Origin of the sequence: Comamonas odontotermitis, assembly GCF_020080045.1 — a bacterium.
GTDB classification, from domain to species: domain Bacteria; phylum Pseudomonadota; class Gammaproteobacteria; order Burkholderiales; family Burkholderiaceae_C; genus Comamonas; species Comamonas odontotermitis.
The window spans coordinates 4,201,688-4,225,701 of record NZ_CP083451.1 but is presented as its reverse complement, the minus strand read 5'-3'; the positions used below and the strand labels follow the sequence as shown (position 1 = coordinate 4,225,701).

Here is a 24,014-nt window from a genome sequence, read left to right as displayed (position 1 = left end):
AGCCATGCCACAGGGCGCAAAAGATGTTGATGTCGCGCAAGTACAGCGATAGAAAATGGAATATACATACGCCAAATCAGTGCATGCAGCTATTGATTTGGAAGCGTGTTGTTTCCTGTTGTCTGTAAGGATTGTGGCGCCGCCCTACACTTGCCGCTGGCGATAATCCTTGTCGCGCTGCGGGCTGAATGTCAGCCCCTTGCTTTTTTTGGCCCATCTTCTGATTTCTCCCTTGCCGCGCTCCTCCCGTCCATCCTCTTCTTCATCCGCCATGCTGCCTGCCGAGCGGCGTGCCAGCGTGAGCCTGGCGTTGATCTTCGCGCTGCGCATGCTCGGACTGTTCCTGGTGCTGCCCGTCTTTGCGCTGGAGGCACGCAAGTACCCTGGCGGAGATGATCCGGCGCTGGTGGGGCTGGCCATGGGCATCTATGGGCTCACACAGGCGGTGTGCCAATTGCCGCTGGGCATGGCCTCCGACCGGCTGGGTCGCAAGAAAGTGATCGTGCTGGGCCTGCTGGTATTTGCGGCAGGCAGTCTGCTCGCCGGGCTTGCGGGCAATCTGCACACGCTGCTGATCGGCCGTGCGCTGCAGGGTGCAGGCGCCGTTTCAGCTGCGGTGACGGCGCTCCTGGCCGACCAGACGCGCGATGCCGTACGTACCAAGGCCATGGCACTCGTAGGGGCCAGCATTGGCCTGATGTTTGCGCTGGCCCTGGTGATCAGCCCGCTGCTGGTGGTGCATATCGGCCTTTCGGGCCTGTTTCTGCTGACCTGTGGCCTGGCGCTGGCAGGGATTGCCGTGGTGCTGTGGGTGGTGCCGCCCGAGCCGATGGTGCACCATGGCGGCCCACGCGGCAGCCTGCGCGATGTGCTCCGGCACGCCGATCTGCTGCGCTTGAATGGTGGCGTGTTTGTGCTGCACACCGTGCAGATGGCCATGTGGGTGGCGGTGCCTGCCATGCTGGTGCAGGCTGGCCTGCCCAAGGCAGAGCACTGGCATGTCTACCTGCCGGCGGTGGTGCTGTCATTTGTGGCCATGGGTGCGCTGTTTTCGATGGAGCGCAAGGGCAGGCTGCGTGCCGCGCTGCTGGGCGCCATTGCCCTGGTGCTGGTGGTGCAGGTGGGGCTGGGCATGCTGGCGGCTGGCGGCAGCATTCCCACCATCTGGTGCATGGCGCTGTTGATGTTTGTGTTTTTCTGCGGTTTCAATGCGCTGGAGGCCACGCAGCCCAGCCTGGTTTCTCGCATGGCGCCAGCACCACTGCGTGGTGCAGCGCTGGGCTGTTACAACACCTTGCAGTCGCTGGGCCTGTTCGCAGGCGGTGCGCTGGGGGGAGTCCTCGCCAAGTGGGCCGGGCCGGCGGGCCTGTTTGCCGTCACTGCGGTGCTCACGCTGCTGTGGCTGGTGTTGACCTGGCCATTACGGCCTGTGGCGCGTGCAGACCACAGTGGCGAGGCGGGGAGAGTGAGCGCTGGCAACGGTTCTGCTCGCTGAGTGGGCCAAGCCCTGTTTTTCTGTCGACTCTGCCGCGCACCCGTGCTGCGCTTTGGGGTAGGATACGAACCTGTTTTTCACAAGTGATGGGCGTTTGAAGGCCGCAGGGCCAGCAAGGCTGCCAACGCATAGTAGGCGCTCATTTTTCAAGGACTCATTTCCACCATGGCATCCGTCAACAAAGTCATCATCGTCGGCAATCTCGGCCGCGATCCCGAAATCCGCACCTTCCCGTCGGGCGACCAGGTCGCCAACGTCACCATTGCCACCACCGACCGCTGGCGTGACAAGAACACCGGCGAGAACAAGGAGGCCACCGAATGGCACCGTGTGGTTTTCAATGGCCGCCTGGCAGAAATCGTGGGGCAGTACCTGCGCAAGGGCAGCCAGGTGTATGTGGAAGGCAGCCTGCGCACCCGCAAGTGGACCGACCAGGCCACCGGCCAGGAGCGTTACGCCACCGAAATCCGCGCTGACACCATGCAGATGCTGGGCAGCCGCCAGGGCCAGGGCGGTCAGGGCCAGGGCGACGACTACGGCTATGGCGACAGCGGCTACGGCGACCAAGGCGGTGGCGGCCAGGGTGGTGGCCAAGGCGGCTACCAGCAGCGCCGCGCGCCAGCGCCTGCCATGGCTCCTCGCCAACAGCAGGCACCTGCACCGCGTCCGGCGCCCGCACCCATGCCCGCACCGGCTCCGCGCGCAGCGTCGGGCTTTGACGACATGGACGACGATATTCCGTTCTGATCCGCGCCTGCTGCGCGCTCACCCATGAACGATTCAAGGCCTGCATCCCACTTTGGTGCAGGCCTTTGTTTTTGACGAAAGCCTTGCCATGACTGCTGGTGCCGACATCGTTTCTGCCTTCGCTCCCACGGGCCGCGTGCGCGCTGCCATCAACGTGGGCAATCCCATCCTGGCGCGGCTGCAGACCGATGGCACGCCTGCCGGTGTTTCGGTGGACCTGGCGCAGCGCCTGGCGGTACAGCTGGGAGTGCCGCTGGAGCTGCAGGTGTTTGAGGCGGCGGCCAAGTCGGTCGATGCGGTGACAAACGGTGTGGCGGATTTCGGGTTCTTTGCCGTCGATCCGGTGCGCGGTGCAGGCATTGCGTTTTCCGCGCCCTATGTGCTGATTGAAGGGGCTTATATGGTGCGCAGCGATTCGCCGCTCACCGGCAACGCCCAGGTCGATGTGCCGGGCCATACCGTGGTGGTAGGCCAGGGCAGCGCGTACGACCTGTACCTGTCGCGCGAGCTCAAGCACGCCAGCATCGTGCGTGCACCGACATCGCCTGCGGTGGTGGATGTGTTTCTGGCGCCGTCAGGCGATGTGGCCGCAGGCGTCAAGACCCAGTTGGAGGCCAGTGTGGCGCAACGCAGCGGCTTGCGCATGCTGCCCGGGCGCTTCATGGTGATTCAGCAGGCCATGGGCGTGCCAAAAGCACGGGGTACGGCCGTGGCCCAATGGCTGTCCGATTTTGTGGAAGAGGCCAAGGCGAGCGGCTTTGTGGCCGAGGCGCTGGCCCGCCACCAGATACAGGGCGCCATCGTTGCGCCGCGCAAGGATTGAGTGATGGTGTTTGATCGACTGGTGCAACTGCTCGACGGCCATGGCGCGCGCTACCGCGTGCTGGAGCACCCGGCAGAGGGTAAATCGGAAGAGGTGGCGCGCATTCGCGGTACAGCGCCGGGCCAGGGCGCCAAGGCCATGCTGTGCAGAACCAAGAGTGGGGCGGCTGGAGAGAACTGGGTGCTGGCGGTGCTGCCGGGCGACCAGAAGCTGGATTTTCGCAAGCTCGCGGCTGCCCTCGGGTTGCCCAAGATGACGCTGGCGAGCGCTGAAGAAGCCACGCAGCAGACCGGCTGCGTGATCGGTGCCATCCCTCCGTTCAGCCTGGCGCCGCAGATCACGCTGGTGGTGGATCCAGGCCTGGTGGCGCGTTTTGGCGAAATCGCCTTCAATGCCGGCAGGCTGGACCGCTCGATGGTGCTGAACAGCGAGGACTATGTACGCGTTGCCCAGCCGGCGCAGCATGCGATCTGCGCGGATGCGGTGTAAGCGAAAAACGCGGCTGATGCCCAATCAGTGGGCGCAGTGACTTTGTTTTTGATAGCAAGTGTCAGGGTAAAAGGCAGTATTCCCCCTCGTCTGGTCGCTGAACGAGACGCAAAAATCCAACACTGTGGCCGCTCGGCCGGCGCGGTTTGCAGCGTGGCTGCTGTGCCACAGCACAATATGCGCCATGTTCATCGCCATCCCGCTTGAAAACAAACCCTCCTGGCAGTCTCCACCATGGATGACCGTGCTGTTGATCGTCATCAACTGTCTGGTGTTCTGGGTCTGGCAGGAAGGTGAGGAGCGGGGGGCAGAGCGCGCTGCCAAGACCTACGCGCACACGGCGCTTCCTGCGATGGAGGTGCCGGAGTTCGTCAAATACCTGGATGCGCAGAGCCAGAACAAGGACAGCCGCATCAGCAAGCAACTGGTGCGCATGGCCCAGGGCCTGCAAAAATCCCAGGATTACGAGCAGTTGTACACGCTGATGTGGCAAGAGGGCCGCTTTCGGCGCCAGTTGCTGGCGGGCGAGGTGATCCGGCCTGGCGATCCGCTCCATGCCGAATGGCAGGCTGCACGCACCCGCTTTGCACCGCAGGAGCCCAAGCCCTTCACATCGCGCTGGGCCATGAGCTACGAGCCCGGCGCCGGCTTGCAGCCTGTGCAGGCCTTCACCTCCACCTTCCTGCATGGCAGCACCGGCCACCTGGTGGGCAATATGGTGTTTCTGTTCCTGTTCGGCTTCACGCTGGAGATGGCGCTGGGTGCAGGGCTGTACCTGTGTTTTTATGCCATCGCCGGCATCAGTGCATCGCTGTTCGCAGGCCTGTTCTATGCCGGCATGGGCAGCTACGGACTGGGTGCATCGGGTGCGATTGCAGGGCTGATGGCCATGTACGTGGTGCTCTACCGCATGCGGCGCATCCGGTTCTTCTACATGCTGGCGTTCTACTTCAACTACGCCACCTGGCCCGCGCTGGTACTGCTGCCGGTGTGGATGGGGTTCGAGTTGGCGCAACACTGGATAGGCGGACGCGGCGTGGCCTACATGGCGCACTTTGGCGGCCTGGTGGCAGGGGGTATCCTGATGGCGCTGTACCTGCAGTTGCGGCGCAAGGAATCGGTGGTGGAAGAGGCTGCGCGCGACAAGCAGGCGGCCAAGGCGCAGGCAGATGCCTTGCAGGCAGCCGTGCAGCGGGCCCAGCAGCATACCGATGCGCTGGCATTTGACCGTGCGGCCCGTGCGTGGCGCGAGGCCGCCAAGCTCGCGCCCACCGATCCCAAGATTCTGCGGGCCTGGTTCGAGAGTGCCCGCCATGCCCCTGCCAGCGATGATTTCCACCTGGCCGCGCGCGCCATCTTCAAGCTGCCCGCCAGGACCGATGCCGAGCGCCAGTTGCAGCACCGCAGCTGGCGTGTGTACTGCGAGCGCGCCCAGCCGGTGCCGCGCATCAGCAGCAACACGCTCCATGCGCTGATGCCGGGCTTTGTACGCCTGGGCGAATGGGACGACGCCCAGAAGCTGTGCCAGCAACTGGAAAAGGCTGCGGACCACCCGCAGTGGCCAAGCACCCTGGCATTGCTGGCCAATGGCCTGGCCAAAGCTGGTCGCATGGACGATGCACGCCGCTGGCTGCCCGCATTGCAGCAGGCGGCACCGCACGAGCCGGTGACGCGTTGGCTGGGTGGGGCTGTGCGGTGAACCATGGGCCTCTGCCCCGTCTGTGTTTTGTAAAGAGATTGTGAAGTTATGGCTTATGATCGTTTCTGACAATACATAAAGTTGCGGCTTGCAAGTTTCGCAATCGTCTATAGACAACAGGGGCGGCCATGGGCCTATCGCGTTCACAACCGGAAGTCGACAACGACAGCGCCAACTGGAACATTCCTCCTTTCTGGCACAAGCTCAACAGTTTTTTCCTGTTTCCCTTTCAGCGCACACCGTTCATGTATGCGGTGGTACTGTCGATGTGTGCGTATGCCATGTTCATGGGGTTGCTCATCGGGATTGCGGTGTTTGTTGGCCTGATGCTGGCCGTCAGCCGCTATGCCTTCAAGGCCGCAGCCTATGCATCGCGCGGCGTGCTGGACAGCAGCGACTATGACCACTATCCGCTGGACGCCGATCTGAAGGTGCTGCCCTGGAAGTTCTTTGGCGTGCTCCTGGTGCATGGTTTTGTCATCGGCATGCTCGCCCAGGCCAGCCTCAAGCTCGGCGTGCTGGGCAATCTGGGGTCGTCATTCCTGATTCCCGTCACTTTGATGGTATTGATCAGCACGGGCAGTCTGTCGTCGGCCATCAATCCGTTCATTCTGCTGGGCACGATTGCCGGTATCGGGCTGCCGTACTTTCTGTTGTGCCTGTTCTTGTTTCTGCTGATGCAGGGCGCGCCCATGGCCATGGGGTTTTTGCTGGTGCTGGTGCCCAAGGCCATGCTGGCGCCGCTGATGGCCTTTGTCATCATCTACTTTCTGTGGGTGATTGCGGCCATGATCGGCTATGTGATGTACCAGAACCATGCGGAGTTCGGCATCGAGCCCGACAAGGCGCCCGAGGCCGAAGGCGGCAGCACGGTGCAGATCGACCCGCAGGCCGCAGAGGCCAAACGGCGCGATGCCGCTGTTGCCCAGCTGGTGCAGAACGGCGACATGCAGGCCGCGCAGGATGAGGCGCGCGAATGGCAGCGCCTCAACTACGACAATGTCGCCGACCAGCGGCGCTACCACCGCGTGCTCAAGCTCACCGACAAGACGGCCGAACTTGCGCGCCATGGCCAGCAGTTCATCGACTTGTTATTGCGCAAGCAGCAGGCCAGCGAAGCCTTGGAGGTATGGGGCAGCTGCTACAAGCGCATGCCGGGCTTCAAGCTGGAGTCCGCCGAGGCGACCCTGGCATTGGCCAGCACCGCCTGGAAGCGCCAGCAGGTATCGCACGCGCTGGCGGTGCTGCAGAATTTCGAGAAGAACTATCCCGGCAGCCCGGTGATCCCGCAGGCGCAGGAGTTGATCGTGCGCGTGCTCAAACAGGGACTGGGCAAGCCCGATCAGGCGGTGCGCGTTTTCATGCGCATGAAGATGCGCCACCCCGAGCACCCCAGCACGCAGGAGGCGGCATGGATTCTGCGCGACGAATTGCCGCAGGATTCCACCAAGCCAACAGCACCCGTTGCGCCAGTGTAGGCGCTCTAGAGAGCAGCTCTGGCAGGTGCGGCATGCGCCACCCCTGCCTCCGTCCCCACCTGGGCGATGATGCCGCCGCCCAGGCAGACCTCGCCGTCATACAACACCGCTGACTGGCCGGGGGTGACCGCCCATTGCGCCTCTGGAAAATCCAGGTGGAAGAGGCTGTTCGTTGCATCGGCGCCGATGATGGCTGGCGAATCGGGCTGGCGGTAGCGGGTTTTGGAGCCATAGGTGCCCGCAGCTGGCGGGTGGCCTGCGATCCAGCTGGTGTTGTCGGCATCGAGGGCATGCGACAGCAGCCAGGGGTGGTCGTGCCCCTGCACTACGCGCAGGATGTTTTTTTCCAGATCCTTGCGTGCCACAAACCACGGCGCATGGTCGCCCGCGCCGCGCGCGGCACCCTTTTCCTTGACGCCGCCAATGCCCAGGCCCGAGCGCTGGCCCAGCGTATAGAACGACAGCCCCACATGCTTGCCCAGCTTGCGGTTGCGGTCATCCAGGATCAAGCCGGGCTCCTTGCTGATGTAACGGTTGAGGAAATCGCGGAATGGGCGCTCGCCGATGAAGCAGATACCGGTGGAATCCTTTTTCTTGGCGTTGGGCAGGCCAATTTCCTCGGCGATGCGGCGCACCTCGGTTTTCTGCAGTTCGCCCACGGGGAACATGGCCTTGGACAGCTGCGCCTGGTTCAGGCGGTGCAGAAAATAGCTCTGGTCCTTGGCGGGGTCGAGCCCCTTGAGCAGCTCGAACAGCCGGGTTTCGGGGTTCTGGCGCACGCGCGCGTAGTGGCCGGTGGCAATCTTTTCTGCGCCCAGGCGCATAGCGTGATCCAAAAACGCCTTGAACTTGATCTCGGCATTGCACAGCACGTCGGGGTTGGGCGTGCGGCCCGCCTGGTATTCGCGCAGGAACTCGGCAAACACGCGGTCCTTGTAGTCGGCCGCAAAGTTGACGTGTTCGATCTCGATGCCGATCACGTCAGCCACGGCGGCGGCGTCGACAAAGTCGATGTTCGACGAACAGTACTCGCTGTCATCGTCATCTTCCCAGTTCTTCATGAAGATACCGACGACCTCGTGTCCCTGCTTCTTGAGCAAATACGCGGTGACGGCCGAATCCACGCCGCCACTCAACCCCACTACGATGCGCTGTTTAACCATGGGCGCAATTATCCGCCTCGGCAGCGGGCGCTTGCTGCGCTAGGGCTATGCTGCGTACACGGTCTATCGTTCATATTTTTGAACGATGAATGCAAATTTCAGTGATTTATCTTTGATCGTTCCATCATTAATATTCATTCCAGGCGTTAGGCACGAATCTTCGTTGCAGACGCTCCAGGCAGGTAGGCCTGCCCAATGATCTGAAAAGGAATGACCATGTCCCACAAGCCCTATGTTCGCCTCGACAAAGACAATGCCGCCGTGCTGCTGGTGGACCACCAGACGGGATTGCTCTCGCTGGTGCGCGATATCGATCCCGACAAGTTCAAGAACAATGTGCTCGCGCTGAGCGACCTGGCCAACTATTTCAAGCTGCCCACCATCCTGACCACCAGCTTTGAAGACGGCCCCAACGGCCCGCTGGTGCCTGAACTGGTGCAGGCACACCCCAAGGCGCCGTTCATTCCACGCCCCGGCCAGATCAATGCCTGGGACAACGAAGACTTCGTCAAGGCCATCAAGGCCACCGGCAAGAAGCAACTGATCATTGCCGGCGTGGTGACCGAGGTGTGCGTGGCCTTTCCAGCGCTGGCGGCCATCGAAGAAGGCTTTGAGGTGTTCGTGGTGACCGATGCATCGGGCACGTTCAATGAAATCACCCGCGATTCGGCCTGGCGCCGCATGGAGGCAGCGGGTGTTCAGCTGATGACCTGGTTTGGCGTGGCCTGTGAGCTGCACCGCGACTGGCGCAACGATGTGGAAGGGCTGGGCACCTTGTTCAGCAACCACATCCCTGACTACCGCAATCTGATGAACAGCTATTCGCGTGCAGTGCAAGCAAATAAAGCGCCAATAGCTATTAAATAGGTAGCGACAAAGCCAAAACTGCAAGAAGCCACCATGGAGCAAGCGCATGTCATCGCCTACCAGGCGCAGACGGGTTTCATCGGCCTGCAACTGCCCGATGGCAGCTACGCCCTGGCGGAGCAACTGGGCAACCAGCCGCTGCGCGAAGGCCAGCTGCTGCAAGGCAACCTGCACAGCGTGGGGCTGGAGACGCTGGAAGACACCAGCACGCATGTGGCCTATGAGGTGTTCATGCAGGCCTATGGACTCTCGGCAGAAGGCTTGCGGCTGGCACTGCTGTAAGCACGTTCCAAGAACCTGCTCAACGTGGCCGCAGACATTGCAGATAGATATTGCAGATATAGATATTGCAGATATCGAGCCAGCAGATGGAAAAAGGCGATCCCCGGATCGCCTTTTTTGCTGCCACCCGAAGGCCGGGTTTGAAAGACGGGTTTATTGCGGTGTCAGCGCAATGCGTTCGCGCGTGGCTTTCTCTACTGCGCTGCGTGAATAGGCGAGCGGAAAGTACTGGCCTGCCGCCCAGGTGTTGGCGAGGTCACGGTAATGCGGGCTGGCCGGGTTGCCTGATTGGCCGGGCGTGTTGACCACGCGCGAAGCATCCCAGTTGCCCACATCCACCACCATGCGGAAAGACGCGCCCGATGTCAGCTGGTAGGTGTCTGCGTTGTAGCTGGTGGCCATGGGCGTGGCCCATGATCCGCCGATGCCGCCAGCCCCAACATTGAGCTTCTGCCTGGTGGCGCTGTCCACCACACCGGCCAAGGGGTGTACGAAGATCGCCTGGTGCAGGTCACCCCAGGTCCAGCTCTTCGCATCGGCCCCCAGCTTGCCCTGCAGCCACTGCATGGCAGGTGCAATGGAGGACAGCAGCACCTGGTCGCGCTCGGCAGGACTCATCCATCCCTGGGGGGTCTCCAGCACCGTGATCATGCGGGTGGCGCTGGTGTCCTTGGCAAAGCTGCGCTCGCCTGCCGCTAGCACCCGGTCGGTCAGTGCTTTCTTCAAGGTGGCGTTGCTCCAGACCTCGTACAGCGCTGCGGCGGCGCTGTCCTTGGACATGGTGCCGTCCCAGCCCTGCAGCATGGCCAGGCCCTGCGCGGTCTGTGCATCGCTGCTCTTGAGCGGCGCCAGCAGCTTGAGCAGGCGCTGCGCCGGTACGGCCACGATGTCGGTCTGCCAGGCTTCGGAGTCGGCAACGCTGAGCTTTCTGCCTTCCTTGGCTGCCTTTTCAAACAGCCCATGCAGACGCTGCGCACGGGCCGAATCGGACCATTCGTAGCCAATGCCCTTCTGGTAGAGAGGATGGCCGGGCGGCACATTGTTTTCGTTGGCGGTCACCACATAGCCGCGCTGGGGGTTGAACTCCCAGGGTAACTCGTCGCCATTGCGGTAGCCTGTCCATTCAAAGCGGCCGTCACCGGGTACGGGTGTCAGCCCGTCCCAATTGAGGCGGATCGGTGTCAGGCCGCCGGGAATCCAGCCAATGTTGCCACTGCTATCGGCGTAGACCTGGTTCTCGCCCGGTGCGCCCCAGCGGTTCATCGCCGCGCGGAACTGGTCGAAGTTCTGCGCCCGCATGTAATCCATCGAGCCGAAGTAGGGCGCCATGCCCAAGTCCAGCCAGGCTGCGCGCAGCGCGTAGGCTTTGTTGTTTTCGGCGGCCAGCACCGGGCCGTGGCGGGTGTACCAGTTCTCCACGATCACGGGCTTGGCCGCACCTTTGACAGGAATGGTTTCCGTGACGCGGGTCATGGGCTCCCAACGGCCCTGGTACTTGTATTCCTTGCTGTTTTGCGGGTTGGTCTCGTACACGTACAGGTCTTCCTGGTCCATGTAGAAGCGCGTCAGGCCAAAGGCAATGCGGCCGTTGTGGCCGATGGAGATACCGGGCAGAAACGGCTCGCCCGCGCCGATCACATCCATGCCGGGGGCCGAGATGTGCGAGATGTAGCGCAGGCTGGGCGCGCCGTGCGCGCGGTGCGGGTCGTTGGCCAGAATGGGGCGGCCGGTCGTGGTCATGCCGGGCGCAATGGTCCAGTTGTTGCTGCCATAGCTGGCCAGGGTGTTGGCATCGGGCTGGTTCAGAGTGGATTCGGACAGGGCCAGCAGCTGTTCGGGGGCCATATCCTGTGCGGAAACCTTGACGTTTTCCTTGGTAAAGCGCGGGCTGGCAGTGGCGAGGGCATAGGCGCGCTTGAGCTCCTTGCCGGGCAGGCCGCACACTTCCAGCCCCTCTGGGATCTGCGGTTTCACATCAGGCACCAGTTCGCGGCGCAGCCAGTCCACGCGGGCGCCGTTCTGCTTGCCATCGCAAAAGGCCTGGGCGCGATCCACCTCACCGGTGAAGTTCAGCGTGAGACCGTGGTGGCGGATGCGCACCGTGTCTTCTGCGGCCCATTTGGCGGGCTGGTAGCCCAGCAGTTTGAACTCCTCCGGCAGCAGGCTGGGGTCTGCCTGGGTCTGCGCCACAAAGGCATTCACCCCTGCGACAAAGGCTTCGGCCACTCGCTTGGAGTCCGAGCCATAGGCCAGCCATTCGCGGTACATGTCTCCGCGAAAGAGCACGGCCCGCGCCGCCTTGTCGCTCTCGACCCAGGCCGGGCCAAAGTCCCGGGCCATTTCGCCCAGGCCGCGCTTGCGCCACAGATCCATCTGCCACAGCCGGTCGCGGGCGGCCATGTAGCCCTGCACCACAAAGGCGTCGTAGGTGGTGCCGGCATAGATGTGCGGCACGCCCCATTGGTCGATCAGCACTTCAGCCGGTTTTTCCAGCCCGGCGATCTTGGCCTGGCTCTGCGAGGTGGGAGCGGTTCCCAGCGAGCTGCAACCTGTAGCCACAAGCGCGGCAGCAAGTGGCAGTGCCAGAAGCCGCGCGCGGCGCGGTATGGAGGAAGGGAAGGCAGGGTGTTGGCGTGGCACGGTGTCGTCTCCTCGTTGTGAGGCGTCCACATTGCCACGAGGCGGCATGCCGCGCTATCGCCTGCGCGGCAGTGCTGGCGTCAGGAGATCGTCAACACGTTTTAAGCGCCCGTCTCCGGCTCTACCAGTACCGACGCATCGGTGTAGATCAGCCCCAGCGGAAAGCGCTGCCCGGCCAGGTAATCGTTCAATGACTGCAGCACCAGCGGGCTGCGTAATTGACCTGCATCATGGGCGGCCTGTATCTCGTCCTGGGTCATCCACACCGTGCGGCGAATACCATCGTCCAGCGGCTGGCCTTCGTGGAAGGCGCCCAGGGTGCCGGTGAAGGAAAAGCGCATATAGGTCGTGTCCGTGCCGGTCTTGGTGCGGACAAAGCGATTCATATAGACGCCCAGCAGCGCCGTGGGCTTGAAATCGAATGCGGTCTCTTCCAGCACCTCGCGCGCGCAGGCCTGGATGGGCGACTCACCAGGGTCCAGATGCCCGGCAGGGTTGTTCAGGCGAACACCGTCCGAAGTGTCTTCTTCTACCAGTAAAAAGCGGCCATCACGCTCGATAATGGCGGCCACGGTGACATTGGGTTTCCAGCGGTGGGGCATGCGCGCATTATGGGTGAAGTCGAATGGGGCACGCTGCCAGTGTGCGGTTTTTAGGGTCAATACCAAAGCTGGCGCTTGTGTATGGGGTGCGGATAGCTATCAAATTATGAGTGATGGTGTTTACCCCAATTTCCGCAGGCGAGGCAGCGTTATGGCTGCAGGGCTTTGGGAGCAGCGCTAGGATAGAACCATGCAGAACAACAACGTCCCCGCCATCCCCGCCCAAGCCATCTATGCCGAGCGCCGCGCCCAGGTCGCCCGCCAGTTGGGCGAGGGTGGCATTGCCATCATTCCTACGGCGCCGGAACACCCGCGCAACCGCGACAGCGACTACCTGTATCGCCACGACAGCTATTTCTACTACCTGACGGGTTTTACCGAGCCGCACGCAACGCTGGTGATCACGGCTGATGGAAAAAGCACCCTGTTCTGTGCGCCCAAGGATCTGGCGCGCGAAATCTGGGATGGCTACCGCCTGGGGCCCGATGCCGCCGTGCCAGCGCTGGGTGTGAGCGAAGCCTTTGCCATCACGGAGCAGGATGCACGCATGGCCAAGATGCTGGAAAACCGCACGGTGGTGTGGTATCCGTTTGCCATCCACCCGGGGCTCGAAGGCGTGGTTGCCAAGTGGCTCAATGCCGTGCGCGCCCGTACCCGCTATGGCGCCTTGGTGCCCGAGCAGCAGCGTGACCTGTGTGCGATCCTGGACGAGATGCGCCTCATCAAGGATGCGCACGAAATCGCCATCCTGCGCCGCGCAGGTGCCATCAGTGCGCGCGCCCATGTGCTGGCCATGCAGCGCTCTGCACGCATGCTGCGCGCAGGCAAGGATGTGCGTGAGTACCACCTGGATGCCGAGCTGCTGCAGGCCTTTCGCGAGCACGGTTCGCAGTACCCGGCGTACGGCTCCATCGTGGCGGCAGGGGCCAATGCCTGCGTGCTGCACTACCGTGCGGATGCCGCGCCCGTCAGAAGCGGTGATCTGGTGCTGATCGATGCCGGCTGTGAGCTCGACGGCTACGCCAGCGACATCACCCGCACCTTTCCGGCCAATGGCAGATTCAGCGGCCCGCAGCGCGCGCTGTACGACCTGGTACTGGCCAGCCAGGATGCCGCCATTGCACTTGCCGTGCCTGGCAAGCGCTTCAATGACATGCATGACGCCACGGTGGCGGTGCTGGCGCAGGGCATGCTGGACCTGGGCCTGCTGGACGGCAACAAGGTCGGCAGTGTGCAGGACGTGATCGAGAACCGCAATTACTTCCAGTTCTACATGCACCGTACCGGCCACTGGATGGGCATGGATGTGCATGACTGCGGCAACTATGTGGAGCCGAGCGAGGTGGGGCACATCAGCGAGCGGCGCGATCCGCTCTCGGGCGAGCTGATCATCAACCGCCCCAGCCGCATCCTGCGCGCGGGCATGGTCTCCACCATCGAGCCTGGTATCTATGTACGCCCGGCCGAGGGTGTGCCCGAGCAGTTCCACAACATCGGCATCCGCATCGAAGATGACGCGCTGATCACCGAAACGGGTTGCGAGCTTCTGACGCGCGGCGTGCCGGTGGCAGCCGATGAGATCGAGGCCTTGATGCGCGATGGCGCGCCAGCCCCGGCAGACCTGTAAATATATGAAGCACACGCAAAATGCTATTGAAAATGTAGCTTTCTGCGTATGCCACGCCTGCATCAGCAGGCGTTTTTTCTTGCAACGTGGCCAAAGTACATCAATTGTGCAGGTGCACATCGAATGAAACCCGTTGGTAACCGCAAACCGTGACTTTGGTGTCAGAATGGAAACTCGATTACAGAATGAAGCTGTATACAGTTACATGAAACAGTTGCCGCTTCCCGTTTGAGACAAACACAACGCTCAGGAAAACATCCATGGCTTCCCCCAAGATTCGCCGCGCCACCAAGATTGTTGCCACCTTAGGCCCAGCCTCCAGCGATCCGGCGCTGCTGGAAGAGATGATCCGTTCGGGCGTGAATGTGGTGCGCCTCAATTTCAGCCACGGCAAGGCGCAGGACCATGTGGACCGTGCCCGCATGGTGCGCGATGCGGCGCAGCGTGCCGGCCGTGAAGTGGCCATCATGGCCGATCTGCAGGGCCCCAAGATCCGTGTCGGCAAGTTTGCAGAAGGCAAGGTGATGCTGGAGCCGGGCGCCAAGTTCGTGCTCGATGCCAGCCGTACCGAGCCTGGCGATATCAACGGCGTGGGCCTGGATTACAAGGAACTGCCGCGCGATGTGAGACCGGGCGATGTGCTGCTGTTGAACGACGGCCTGATCGTGCTGACGGTGGACAGTGTGCGCGGCGATGCTGTCCACACCACGGTCAAGCTCGGTGGCGAGTTGTCCAACAACAAGGGCATCAACAAGAAGGGCGGAGGCCTGACGGCGCCAGCGCTCACGGCCAAGGACATGGAAGACATCAAGACTGCGATGAGCTTCCAGGCCGACTATGTGGCCGTCAGCTTCCCCAAGACAGCAACCGACATGGAAATGGCGCGCCAGCTGTGCATGGTGGCTGCAGCCGAATACCGCCACCGCCCCGGCCTGATTGCCAAGATCGAGCGCGCCGAAGCCATTCCGCACCTCGAAGACATTCTGCGTGTCTCCGACGGCATCATGGTGGCGCGTGGTGATCTGGCCGTGGAAGTGGGCCATGCCGCCGTGCCTGCGCTGCAAAAGAAGATGATCAGCCTGGCGCGCGAGATGGACAAGGTCGTCATCACCGCCACCCAGATGATGGAGAGCATGATCACCAACCCCGTGCCTACGCGCGCCGAGGTGAGCGACGTGGCCAACGCCGTGCTCGACGGTACCGACGCAGTGATGCTGAGCGCCGAGACGGCAGCTGGCAAGTTCCCGCTGGAAACCGTGCAGGAGATGGTTGCCATCTGCGCTGCCGCAGAGGCTTCGGCCGACTGGGCGGCAGACACCGACTTCGTCGGCAAGACCTTCCAGCGTATCGACCAGAGCATTGCGCTGGGCGCGCTCTTCACCGCCACGCACCTGGGCGCCAAGGCCCTGGTGGCCATGACCGACAGCGGCTCCACGGCGCTGTGGATGAGCCGCCACCGCACGCAGATCCCGATCTACGCGCTTACCCCCAAGGTGGCCACGCAGCGCAAGATGGCGCTGTACCGCAACGTCCGTCCGCTGCTGATGGATACCAGCGCCGACCGCGATACGGCTCTGGGCCAGGCCGAGGTGCACCTCAAGGCGCGTGGCATTGTGCAAAGTGGCGATATCTACGCCATCACCTGCGGCGAACCCATGGGCTCGCCCGGTGGCACGAACATGATGAAGATCTCCCGGGTGGTGTGATACCGGGCATCGGGATTTTTGCCATCGAAAAATGAGCTTCTGGCGCTTGCCATGCAGGCGCCAGAGGCTTTTTCTTATGGAAAACCGGGTGACGGACCGCGAGTGCAGAAACTAGTGTAGAAGATACCGTTTTGGATCCTTGGAATAAGCATCGAATGCTATCAAAAAAGTAGCATTCTGTGTCAAGCATGCATCGCCTTGTGCCGCTGCACAATTGCATCCACGGCGAGGCCGGCCGTCCAGCACAGCCAGGCGGTCCACAGGGTGTGGCTCATGTAGTGGGCGCCGCGCATCTGCTGGCCGATGCCAAGGGCGAAGCCCACCACCAGAACCACCGCCAGCCACCAGCGCGCAGCACGCGGGGCATCGCGGTACAGCGCAAAGTAGCCGCCCAAAAAGGCAAAGCCAGCGGCTGCATGGCCAGCAGGAAAGCAGTGGCCGCCACCGCCATCACGCACGCCCCAGCGCCAGTGCGACACGTAATCGGCCACACCACCAAACAGCTGCAGATCCCAGGGGCAACTGGTGGCGCTGCTGCGCTTGACGATGGCTACCGCGGCCAGCGCGATCAGAATGCCTACCACCAATTGCACACGCCGGGCCGTGGGCAAACGGCGCAATGCGCCAAAAGGCAACCACACGCCAATACTGAGGACGACAACCATGATCCAGCCGAGCATGCGCATCACCTCGTGCATGTAGTTCACCAGAAAAGGGTTGTCACGCAGTGCAAAGCCCTGGGCCGTACCCCACCAGCGGGCCATGGCGACATCCTGCCCGGCCAGATCCCAGAAGGAGGCCAGCACGAAACCGATCAGTGAGATGACGATCCAGCGGGTGGTGGGGGTGGAACTGGCGTTGGCGGGAAGCGGAAGACGCGGAGACGATTGCATGGCATGCAGCATGCGCGGCTGCGCTTAAGCATTTCTTAATGTAGAAGCGGGGCGCCCTCATGCACAATGGCTGGCATGCGAATACTTCTGGTTGAAGACGATGCCGGCATTGCCGAGGGGCTCAAGGCCAACCTGCAGCAGCGCGGCCATGCCGTGGACTTGTGCAGCAGCATTGCCGCAGCCTGGACGGCGCTGACCACGGAAGGCTTTGATGCGCTGCTGCTGGACCTGGGCCTGCCCGATGGCGATGGCACCGGCCTGCTGCAGCGGCTGCGCAACGCGCCGGCACCCACAGGCCTGGCCAAGGCCCTGCCCGATCCGGCAACGCCCGTCATCATTCTGACGGCGCGCGATGGCGTACATGACCGCATCGAAGGGCTGGATCTGGGGGCGGACGATTATCTCTCCAAGCCATTCGATGCCCAGGAACTGCAAGCCCGCCTGCGGGCCTTGGTGCGCCGCGCAGCCGGACGCGCCAACCCGCTGATCCATTACCGCGACATGGTGCTGGACCCAGCGCAGCACCAGGTGCGCCTCCAAGGTGCGCTGGTGGAGATGTCGCCGCGCGCCTACGCAATTTTGCTCATCTTGCTGCAGGCCCATGGCCGGGTGCTTTCGCGCCAGCAACTTGAAGAAAAGCTCTACAGCTTTGATGCATCGATCGAGAGCAATGCGGTCGAGGTGCACATCCACCACCTGCGCAAGAAACTGGGCGCAGACTACATTCAGACGATGCGCGGCGTGGGCTACTTCATGCCGCAGGATGCCGGGGCATGAATGCATCTGCCGCATCGCAGCGGCTGCCGCGCCTGCAGACGCGTCTGCAGGTATGGATACTGGGGGCGCTGGTGGTGGTGTGGGCCAGCTTCGTATTCTGGGGCTACCAGGCAGGCGTGGAAGAGGCCGATGAGTTGACTGATGGCCATCTCGCCAGCGTGGCGGCCCTGGTGCTGAACCTGCCAGTCTCCGACGCCTTTGCCCAGGGCAAGACGACGCCGCGAGTGGCGCTGCCCGGCCTGCGCGCCCACGATTACCAGCAGTCCATGAGCATGCAGTTGTGGGACGACCAGGGCAATATGCTGCTCAATGTGGGCAGCGCGCCCCGGCTGAAGTTCGCTGATGAGCGCGAAGGTTTCTTCGATGCGCAGTTGGGCGAGAAAAAGCAGTCGTGGCGCACCTTTACCCAATGGAACGCCGAGCACACCCGCAAGGTGACGGTGATGGTGGCCCTGCAGGAGCGCGACGATCTGGCCGACGACATTGCGGGCCAGATGGTGCTGCCCGGCCTGTGGCTGCTGCCGGTGGTCACTCTGGTGCTGGGGCTGACGATACGCGCCGGTCTCAGGCCGCTGCACCAGCTGTCCAGGGATGTGGAAGCGCTGCAGCCCGAGCAGGGCCAGCGCCTGTCCACCGGCCATGACTGGCAGGAATTCCGTGCGGTCACGTACTCCATCAACACCTTGCTCGACCGCAACGACGAGGCCATGGAGCACGAGCGCAAACTCGCCAATGAGGTGGCGCACGAGTTGCGCACGCCGCTCGCATCGATCAGCCTGCACGCCCAGGCCCTGCAGGGAGGGCTGCCGCAGCCGCAGCAGGCGCAGGCGGTGGAGCGCATCCGCAGCGATGCCTTGCGCGCAGGCCATGTGCTGAACCAGATTCTCGCGCTGGCACGCAGCAGCCGGGTGGCGCTGACACAGCAGGCCCGGCCCGTCGATGTGGCGCAACTGGCGCGCACCGTGGCGGCCGAATATGCGCAGGCTGCCTGGCAGCATGGCGGCAGTCTGGCTGTGGAAATGCCCGACGCCTTGTGGGTGAGCGGCCATGCCGTGCTGCTGGAGGTGGCTTTGCGCAATCTGGTGGAAAACGCCTTGCGCCACACGCCACCCGGCACGCAGATCGAGGTGCAGGGCGGCCTGGACGACGCTGCGGAGGGCGGCCATTGCTGGCTCCAGGTGTGCGACGATGGCGGTCGCACCGGGCAGACCGCCGCTGCGGAGCCCGTGGACAGCCTGCACCTGGGCCATGAAATCACCCAGCGCATCATGGCCTTGCACCATGGCAGTTTCGGGCAAACGGCGGCTCCCGCACCCTATACCACTTGCTATCGCCTCGGTATGCCGGCGATACCGGCCGCCTGAGCTTGTTAAAATAGGCAGTTACCAAGCGGTTACCGGCCTTTTTCTGCCTTTACAGGCCTGTTGGTTGCCGCCTGGAGTTGCTGAAACCGCCTTGAGACGCCGCCGAGCCTTGCCTGCCGGCCCTTTGTCTTTTCGCAAATCCTGCGTTTTGCGGGGTGGTGCTGGCAATGCGTAAATAAATCGAGGGTGCTGCAGCAGCGGCTGCAGCGCTTTTTCTTTGTATTAGAACGGACCCGACGACCATGCCTTTGATCTCGATGCGCGAAATGCTGGACCATGCTGCCGAAAACGGCTATGGCATCCCCGCCTTCAACGTGAACAACCTCGAACAGGTCCAGGCCGTGATGTCGGCAGCTGACGAAGTCGGCGCGCCCGTGATCCTGCAGGCCAGCGCCGGCGCCCGCAAGTACGCTGGCGAGCCCTTCATCAAGCACCTGATCCAGGCTGCGGCCGAGATGTACCCCCACATCCCCCTGGTCATGCATCAGGACCATGGCACCACGCCCGAGATCTGCCAGGGCGCGCTGAACCTGGGCTTTGGCTCGGTGATGATGGATGGCTCGCTGATGAGCGACGGCAAGACGCCGTCGTCCTTTGACTACAACGTGGACGTGACCCAGAAGGTCGTCGCCATGGCGCACAAGGTAGGCGCTACCGTGGAAGGCGAGCTCGGCTGCCTGGGCAACCTGGAAACCGGCGACGCTGGTGAGGAAGACGGCATTGGCGCCGTGGGCAAGCTGGACCACAGCCAGATGCTGACCGACCCGGAGGAAGCGGCCGTGTTCGTGAAGGCCACGCAGCTGGACGCGCTGGCCATCGCCATCGGCACCAGCCACGGCGCCTACAAGTTCTCGCGCAAGCCCACGGGCGACATCCTGGCGATTTCCCGCGTCAAGGAAATCAACGCCCGCATTCCCAACACCCACCTGGTGATGCACGGTTCCTCGTCGGTGCCGCAGGAGCTGCTGGCCATCATCAACCAGTACGGCGGCAAGATGAAGGAAACCTACGGCGTGCCCGTCGAGGAAATCCAGGAAGCCATCAAGTACGGTGTGCGCAAGATCAATATCGATACCGACATCCGCCTGGCGATGACCGGCGCCGTGCGCAAATTCATGGCGGAGAACCCCGACAAGTTCGACGCTCGCGAATGGCTCAAGCCCGCCCGCGAAGCCGCCAAGCTGGTGTGCAAGACCCGTTACATCGAGTTTGGCTGCGAAGGCCAGGGCGCCAAGATCAAGGGCTACAGCCTGGAACAGATGGCCAAGAAGTACGCCGGTGGCGAGCTGGCCCAGCTGGTCAAGTAAATACTATTTTTTTCATAGCTGCTGGCGCATATGAGATGGGCGCCAGGGGCCTGAAAGCCACCAAACCTGCAGCATGCTGCAGGTTTTTTTGGCCGCTGCCAGTTGCGCCGAGGCCATGGGCCCGGCGGCGGGCGCCCCAACACATCACGCCGCGCAGAGGTGTGCGTTTCGGAGATGCCCCCGCACCGGCAGGCGCTTTGCACGGCTTGCAGGCAGAGTGGCGCGCTCTTTTGCCAGAATGGGGCGGTCATACAAAAACGCAAGGAGTACGGCCCATGCTGCCCCAGCACGAATGGAATTTTGATGTGATCGTCGTCGGCGGCGGCTCAGGCGGCGTGCGTGCCGCGCGCATGGCTGCCAAGCGCGGCGCCCGGGTGGCGATGGTTGAATCGGGCGCCATGGGCGGAACCTGTGTCAATGTGGGTTGCATTCCGAAAAAGCTCTACAGCTACGCGGCGGGCTACCACGATGCTTTCGCCGAAGCCCGGGGCTACGGCTGGCAGATGCCGGAAGGCATCAGGCTGGATTGGGCGCAGCTCAAGGCCGCGCGCGCGAAGGAAATCACCCGCCTCAACGGCATCTACGAAGGCCTGATGACCGGCGCCCAGGTAGAGCGGTTGAGTGGCCATGGCCGCCTCGCCGATGCGCATACCGTGGTGGTGTCCCAGAACGGTGTGGAAGTGCGGCGCCTCACGGCCGCCCATATCCTGATCGCCACCGGCGGCACCCCTGCGTTGCCGGATGTGGATGGCAAGGAATGGGCCATCGTGTCTGACGACGTGTTCGACTTGCCCGTGCTGCCGCGCTGCATGGTGGTGGTGGGTGGTGGTTACATCGGTTGCGAAATGGCAAGCATCTTTCACGGCCTGGGCGTGGAGGTGACCTTGCTGTACCGCGGAGAGCAGATTCTGCGTGGTTTCGACGACGAGGTGCGTGCTTTTGTGGCCGATGAAATGCGCAAGGCCGGTGTGGATGTGCGCGTGAAAACCGATGTGGCGCGCATCACCGCAGAGGCTGCAGGTGCTGCGGGAGGCGCGCGCGTGGTGCATCTGAACGACGGCAGCATGCTGCGCGCTGACCAGGTACTGTACGCCACGGGCCGCAAGCCCCATGTGGCTGGGCTGGGGCTGGAGGCGCTGGGCATTGCGCAGTCAAAGAACGGTGCCATTGTGGTTGATGAACACTTCACCACCAACCTGCCCAGCGTGCATGCCCTGGGCGATGTGGTGGGGCGGATGGAGCTCACGCCCGTGGCGCTGGCCGAGGCCATGGCCTGGGTGGACCATGTGCTGGGCCCGGTGCCAGGCCAGGAGGCGCGGGTGATGGACTACGGCAATATTCCAACGGCGGTGTTCACCCACCCGCAGATCGGCACGGTGGGCCTGTCGGAAGCTCAGGCGCGGGAGCGTTGCGGCAAGATCCGTGTCTACCGCAGCGACTTCAAGCCGCTGCGCCATACCTTGTCGGGCAGCAGCGAACGCAGCCTGGTCAAGCTGGTGGTCGATGATGCAAGCGACCGCGTGGTCGGCCTGCATGTGGTGGGGGCCGATGCCGGCGAAATCGCCCAGGGCTTTGCCGTGGCGATGAAGGCGGGCGCCACCAAGGCGGTGTTTGACCAGACGATCGGCATTCACCCCACCATGGCTGAGGAACTGGTGACCTTGCGCGAGCTTTCACGAACCTGACAGTTGTTGCGGTGCAACGCCGCTGCATCGCCTTATCCTACCTTTTGTAACTTGATGCATGATGGCGCATCTTTACAAAGGAGACACATATGGCGGACTTGGTGTACCCGCGCGAGAAATCACTGGGCCTGATCACCCTGGTGCTGGGTTTGATTGCCTGGCTGGTGATCATTCTCGCGACCCTTGGCACGGCGCTGATCTACCTGCTGTTCGGCTTCATCTTCTACCTGTTTGCGCAATCGGGCCTCATCGCCTGGCTGCGCGGCACCGGCGTGCGGCTGTCGGACGAGCAGTTCCCCGAGCTGTACCTGCAGTACCTGCAGTGCTGCAAGAAGCTGGGCATGACGGAACCGCCCGAGGTCTACATCCTGCAAGGCGACGGCATCATGAACGCATTTGCCACGCGCTTTCTGGGCCGCAACTTCGTCATCGTGCTTACCGACACGCTGGACGCGATGCGCGGCCAGCCCGATGGCATCAACTTCTACTTTGGCCACGAACTGGGCCACATCAAGCAGGGCCACTTGACCGGCCACTTCTGGCGCATGCCGGTGCTCTGGCTGCCGCTGATCGGTGCCGCCTATTCGCGCGCGCAGGAATACACCTGCGACATGCATGGCCGTGCCTGCTGCGACAACCCCGAATCGGCGGCGCGTGCGCTGTCGGTACTGGCTGCTGGCGCCGAAAAGTGGAAGAACATCAATCTGGTGCAGTATGCGCGCCAGACCATGAAAAACCGTGGCTTCCTTCCCGACCTGCATGAGCTTCTGAGCGGCTACCCCTGGCTCACCAAGCGCGTGGCGCGCATGATCAGCCCGGGCACCAAGATGCCGGGCCGTAACTGGTTCAGCTATCTTTTTGCGCTGTTCGTTCCATATGGTGGGCGTGCTGGCGGCGCATTTGCCGGCATCATCATCGTGGTGGCCATTGTTGGCATCCTGGCTGCCATTGCCGTTCCGGCCATGAAAGGCGCGGGTGCCATGGGCGGCGCTGGTGGCGGCCTGACCGACATGCTGATGCAGGGCATGCAGGAGAAGAAAGGCAAGGAAGCCTTCAGCAAGGAGTGGAACCAGGCCGAGCAGGCGCGCAATGCACTGGCACGCTACTACGAGCAAAAGGAAGAAGTGCCCGACACCTTGGCAGAAGCAGCAGTGCCTGCGCAACTGGCCGCCAGCCTCAGCTATGACAGCAGCGACATGTCGCTCACGGCCATCACCCGCTTTGGCCGCCTGGGCATGACGCCATCGGTCGATGATGACGGCAAGGTGCAATGGCACTGCGTGGCGGAAGGCAAGGCAGAGCGCTACCTGCCAGACGTCTGCCGCGAGGACTGAAAACCGCTGCAGCCCGGTGCCTGGCGCTGGCATTGGGCTGGCGCAGATGCGGGGTGAATACATCTGGAAACATGTCATGCCAATGTCTCCAGATTCGCCCGGGGCGGGGCGGTCAGAATTCGGGGCGCTCTTGCTATGATGCGGAGCTTGGCAGTGCCTTGGCTGCCGCCGCCTTCTGGATCCGTTCTATGCCTTTTTCCGCTGTCCGCTCTCCTTCCATGGTCTTGCTGGCCTGCAGCGCTGCTGTTGTGCTGTTGACCGCCTGCGCACCGCTGTCGCCCAATACAGCGCAGGTGGGGCGCACCCAGGTGTCGCTCGACAGCAACCCCGACCTGCAATGGAAGTACTGGGGCACGGACAGCGAAGTCCTGAACGTGCTGCCCGCAGACCTGTCCAAGGACAAGCCCTTGACCGCCAAGCTCTGGCAGATGCGCACCACGCTCGGTGAGCTGGTGGGGGTGATGTCGGTGCGCTCCAATGTGGACAGCCTGGACAACCGCAACACGGTCTGGACCGAAGATTGCCCTAAGCAGAAGGGCGTGCTGGTGGAGCGCACGCAAGGCCTGAACGTGGGCCGTGTGGACTGCCTGCGCATCAAGCGGACGGCCAACAGCACGGACTGGCTGGCTGCAAACGATCCGGCTATGGCCACGCGCCTGGAGGCGGCTGGCATCTTCTTTGCCCGGCCGGTGTCCTATGTCTCCTACCAGTACACCACCAGCAATGGCGGCTATGTAGAGGTGCAGGTGCTGGCAGACCATCGCCTGGTACGCCCGCAGACACGCAACAGCGTTGATTTTCTGGCTGCCGGCCGTCCGTTGGTGGACTGGTCGCAGGATCTGGCGCTGTCCGTGCGGCAAAGCACGGGTTATATCAATGGGGTGATGAACGTGCCGCCGTTCCCCTACGACATCGACACCAAGCCTTATTACGAAACCAGAACCGTGGATTCGGATGTGCTGATCAGCAAGGACACGTTCAAGAAGGATGCTCCTGCATCCGAGGGTGAATCGCCAGCCAAGCCGTAACGCAGTTG

The 24,014-nt window shown here is 62.9% G+C and carries 20 protein-coding genes; 16 read left to right on the top strand and 4 right to left on the bottom strand.

All coding sequences use genetic code 11. The annotated features are described in order from the left end of the window. The first annotated feature begins 271 nt into the window (after positions 1-271). The 6 genes from LAD35_RS19375 (at position 272) to LAD35_RS19350 (ending at position 6,731) form a co-directional block, all read left to right on the top strand. The gene (locus LAD35_RS19375) at positions 272-1,495 is read left to right on the top strand and encodes an MFS transporter (protein WP_224152824.1); all 1,224 of its coding nucleotides are present in this window, start codon (positions 272-274) and stop codon (positions 1,493-1,495) included. Positions 1,496-1,660: 165 nt separating this feature from the next. Beyond that, a complete protein-coding gene (ssb, locus tag LAD35_RS19370) occupies positions 1,661-2,242 on the top strand; it encodes a single-stranded DNA-binding protein (protein ID WP_224150562.1) in 582 nt (193 codons plus the stop codon). 88 nt (positions 2,243-2,330) lie between these two features. After that, complete coding sequence (locus LAD35_RS19365) at positions 2,331-3,065, top strand: ABC transporter substrate-binding protein (protein WP_224150561.1); 735 nt, start codon at positions 2,331-2,333, stop codon at positions 3,063-3,065. A gap of 3 nt (positions 3,066-3,068) precedes the next feature. Beyond that, complete coding sequence (locus LAD35_RS19360; protein WP_224150560.1) at positions 3,069-3,554, top strand: YbaK/prolyl-tRNA synthetase associated domain-containing protein; 486 nt, start codon at positions 3,069-3,071, stop codon at positions 3,552-3,554. Positions 3,555-3,738: 184 nt separating this feature from the next. After that, positions 3,739-5,253: a rhomboid family intramembrane serine protease gene (locus LAD35_RS19355; RefSeq protein ID WP_224150559.1), complete on the top strand. Its 1,515-nt coding sequence runs from the start codon at positions 3,739-3,741 to the stop codon at positions 5,251-5,253. Positions 5,254-5,381: 128 nt separating this feature from the next. After that, positions 5,382-6,731: a tetratricopeptide repeat protein gene (locus LAD35_RS19350; RefSeq protein WP_224150558.1), complete on the top strand. Its 1,350-nt coding sequence runs from the start codon at positions 5,382-5,384 to the stop codon at positions 6,729-6,731. Positions 6,732-6,736: 5 nt separating this feature from the next. Here LAD35_RS19350 and mnmA read toward each other — a convergent pair whose 3' ends face one another. Then, entirely contained in the window at positions 6,737-7,894 is a 1,158-nt protein-coding gene (gene mnmA / locus LAD35_RS19345; RefSeq protein WP_224150557.1) for a tRNA 2-thiouridine(34) synthase MnmA, read from the bottom strand. 216 nt (positions 7,895-8,110) lie between these two features. On the opposite strand from mnmA, the gene ycaC reads away from it, so the two are divergent. Together ycaC and LAD35_RS19335 are read left to right on the top strand one after the other, a co-directional pair. Beyond that, a complete protein-coding gene (gene ycaC, locus LAD35_RS19340; protein WP_224150556.1) occupies positions 8,111-8,761 on the top strand; it encodes an isochorismate family cysteine hydrolase YcaC in 651 nt (216 codons plus the stop codon). A 33-nt stretch (positions 8,762-8,794) separates the two neighbouring features. Beyond that, positions 8,795-9,043 (top strand): hypothetical protein, encoded by a 249-nt coding sequence (locus LAD35_RS19335; protein WP_224150555.1) that lies wholly within the window; start codon positions 8,795-8,797, stop codon positions 9,041-9,043. A gap of 153 nt (positions 9,044-9,196) precedes the next feature. On the opposite strand, the gene LAD35_RS19330 is transcribed toward LAD35_RS19335, so the two are convergent. Next, on the bottom strand, positions 9,197-11,650 hold the full coding sequence (locus LAD35_RS19330) for a penicillin acylase family protein (protein ID WP_377779265.1): 2,454 nt from the start codon (positions 11,648-11,650) through the stop codon (positions 9,197-9,199). Between the two features lie 134 nt (positions 11,651-11,784). Further along, positions 11,785-12,285, bottom strand: coding sequence for an NUDIX hydrolase (locus tag LAD35_RS19325; protein ID WP_224150554.1), 501 nt, complete (start codon positions 12,283-12,285; stop codon positions 11,785-11,787). A 190-nt stretch (positions 12,286-12,475) separates the two neighbouring features. Between LAD35_RS19325 and LAD35_RS19320 the strand changes: the two genes are divergently transcribed. Together LAD35_RS19320 and pyk are read left to right on the top strand one after the other, a co-directional pair. Beyond that, a complete protein-coding gene (locus tag LAD35_RS19320) occupies positions 12,476-13,912 on the top strand; it encodes an aminopeptidase P N-terminal domain-containing protein (RefSeq protein WP_224150553.1) in 1,437 nt (478 codons plus the stop codon). 260 nt (positions 13,913-14,172) lie between these two features. Then, the gene (gene pyk, locus LAD35_RS19315) at positions 14,173-15,618 is read left to right on the top strand and encodes a pyruvate kinase (RefSeq protein ID WP_224150552.1); all 1,446 of its coding nucleotides are present in this window, start codon (positions 14,173-14,175) and stop codon (positions 15,616-15,618) included. A 182-nt stretch (positions 15,619-15,800) separates the two neighbouring features. On the opposite strand, the gene LAD35_RS19310 is transcribed toward pyk, so the two are convergent. Further along, entirely contained in the window at positions 15,801-16,511 is a 711-nt protein-coding gene (locus tag LAD35_RS19310; protein ID WP_224150551.1) for a phosphatase PAP2 family protein, read from the bottom strand. A gap of 75 nt (positions 16,512-16,586) precedes the next feature. On the opposite strand from LAD35_RS19310, the gene LAD35_RS19305 reads away from it, so the two are divergent. From LAD35_RS19305 to LAD35_RS19280, 6 genes are all read left to right on the top strand, one after another. Then, entirely contained in the window at positions 16,587-17,288 is a 702-nt protein-coding gene (locus tag LAD35_RS19305; protein ID WP_224150550.1) for a response regulator, read from the top strand. Beyond that, positions 17,285-18,652: a histidine kinase dimerization/phospho-acceptor domain-containing protein gene (locus LAD35_RS19300; RefSeq protein ID WP_224150549.1), complete on the top strand. Its 1,368-nt coding sequence runs from the start codon at positions 17,285-17,287 to the stop codon at positions 18,650-18,652. The genes LAD35_RS19305 and LAD35_RS19300 overlap by 4 nt, the downstream gene beginning before the upstream one ends. Before the next feature lie 242 nt (positions 18,653-18,894). After that, positions 18,895-19,959, top strand: a complete 1,065-nt coding sequence (gene fba, locus LAD35_RS19295) for a class II fructose-bisphosphate aldolase (protein ID WP_184704305.1) — start codon at positions 18,895-18,897, stop codon at positions 19,957-19,959. A 275-nt stretch (positions 19,960-20,234) separates the two neighbouring features. Beyond that, entirely contained in the window at positions 20,235-21,644 is a 1,410-nt protein-coding gene (gene gorA, locus LAD35_RS19290; protein ID WP_224150548.1) for a glutathione-disulfide reductase, read from the top strand. 89 nt (positions 21,645-21,733) lie between these two features. Next, a complete protein-coding gene (locus tag LAD35_RS19285; protein WP_224150547.1) occupies positions 21,734-22,978 on the top strand; it encodes a M48 family metallopeptidase in 1,245 nt (414 codons plus the stop codon). Between the two features lie 188 nt (positions 22,979-23,166). Further along, on the top strand, positions 23,167-24,006 hold the full coding sequence (locus LAD35_RS19280; RefSeq protein ID WP_224150546.1) for a hypothetical protein: 840 nt from the start codon (positions 23,167-23,169) through the stop codon (positions 24,004-24,006). Positions 24,007-24,014 lie beyond the last annotated feature (8 nt).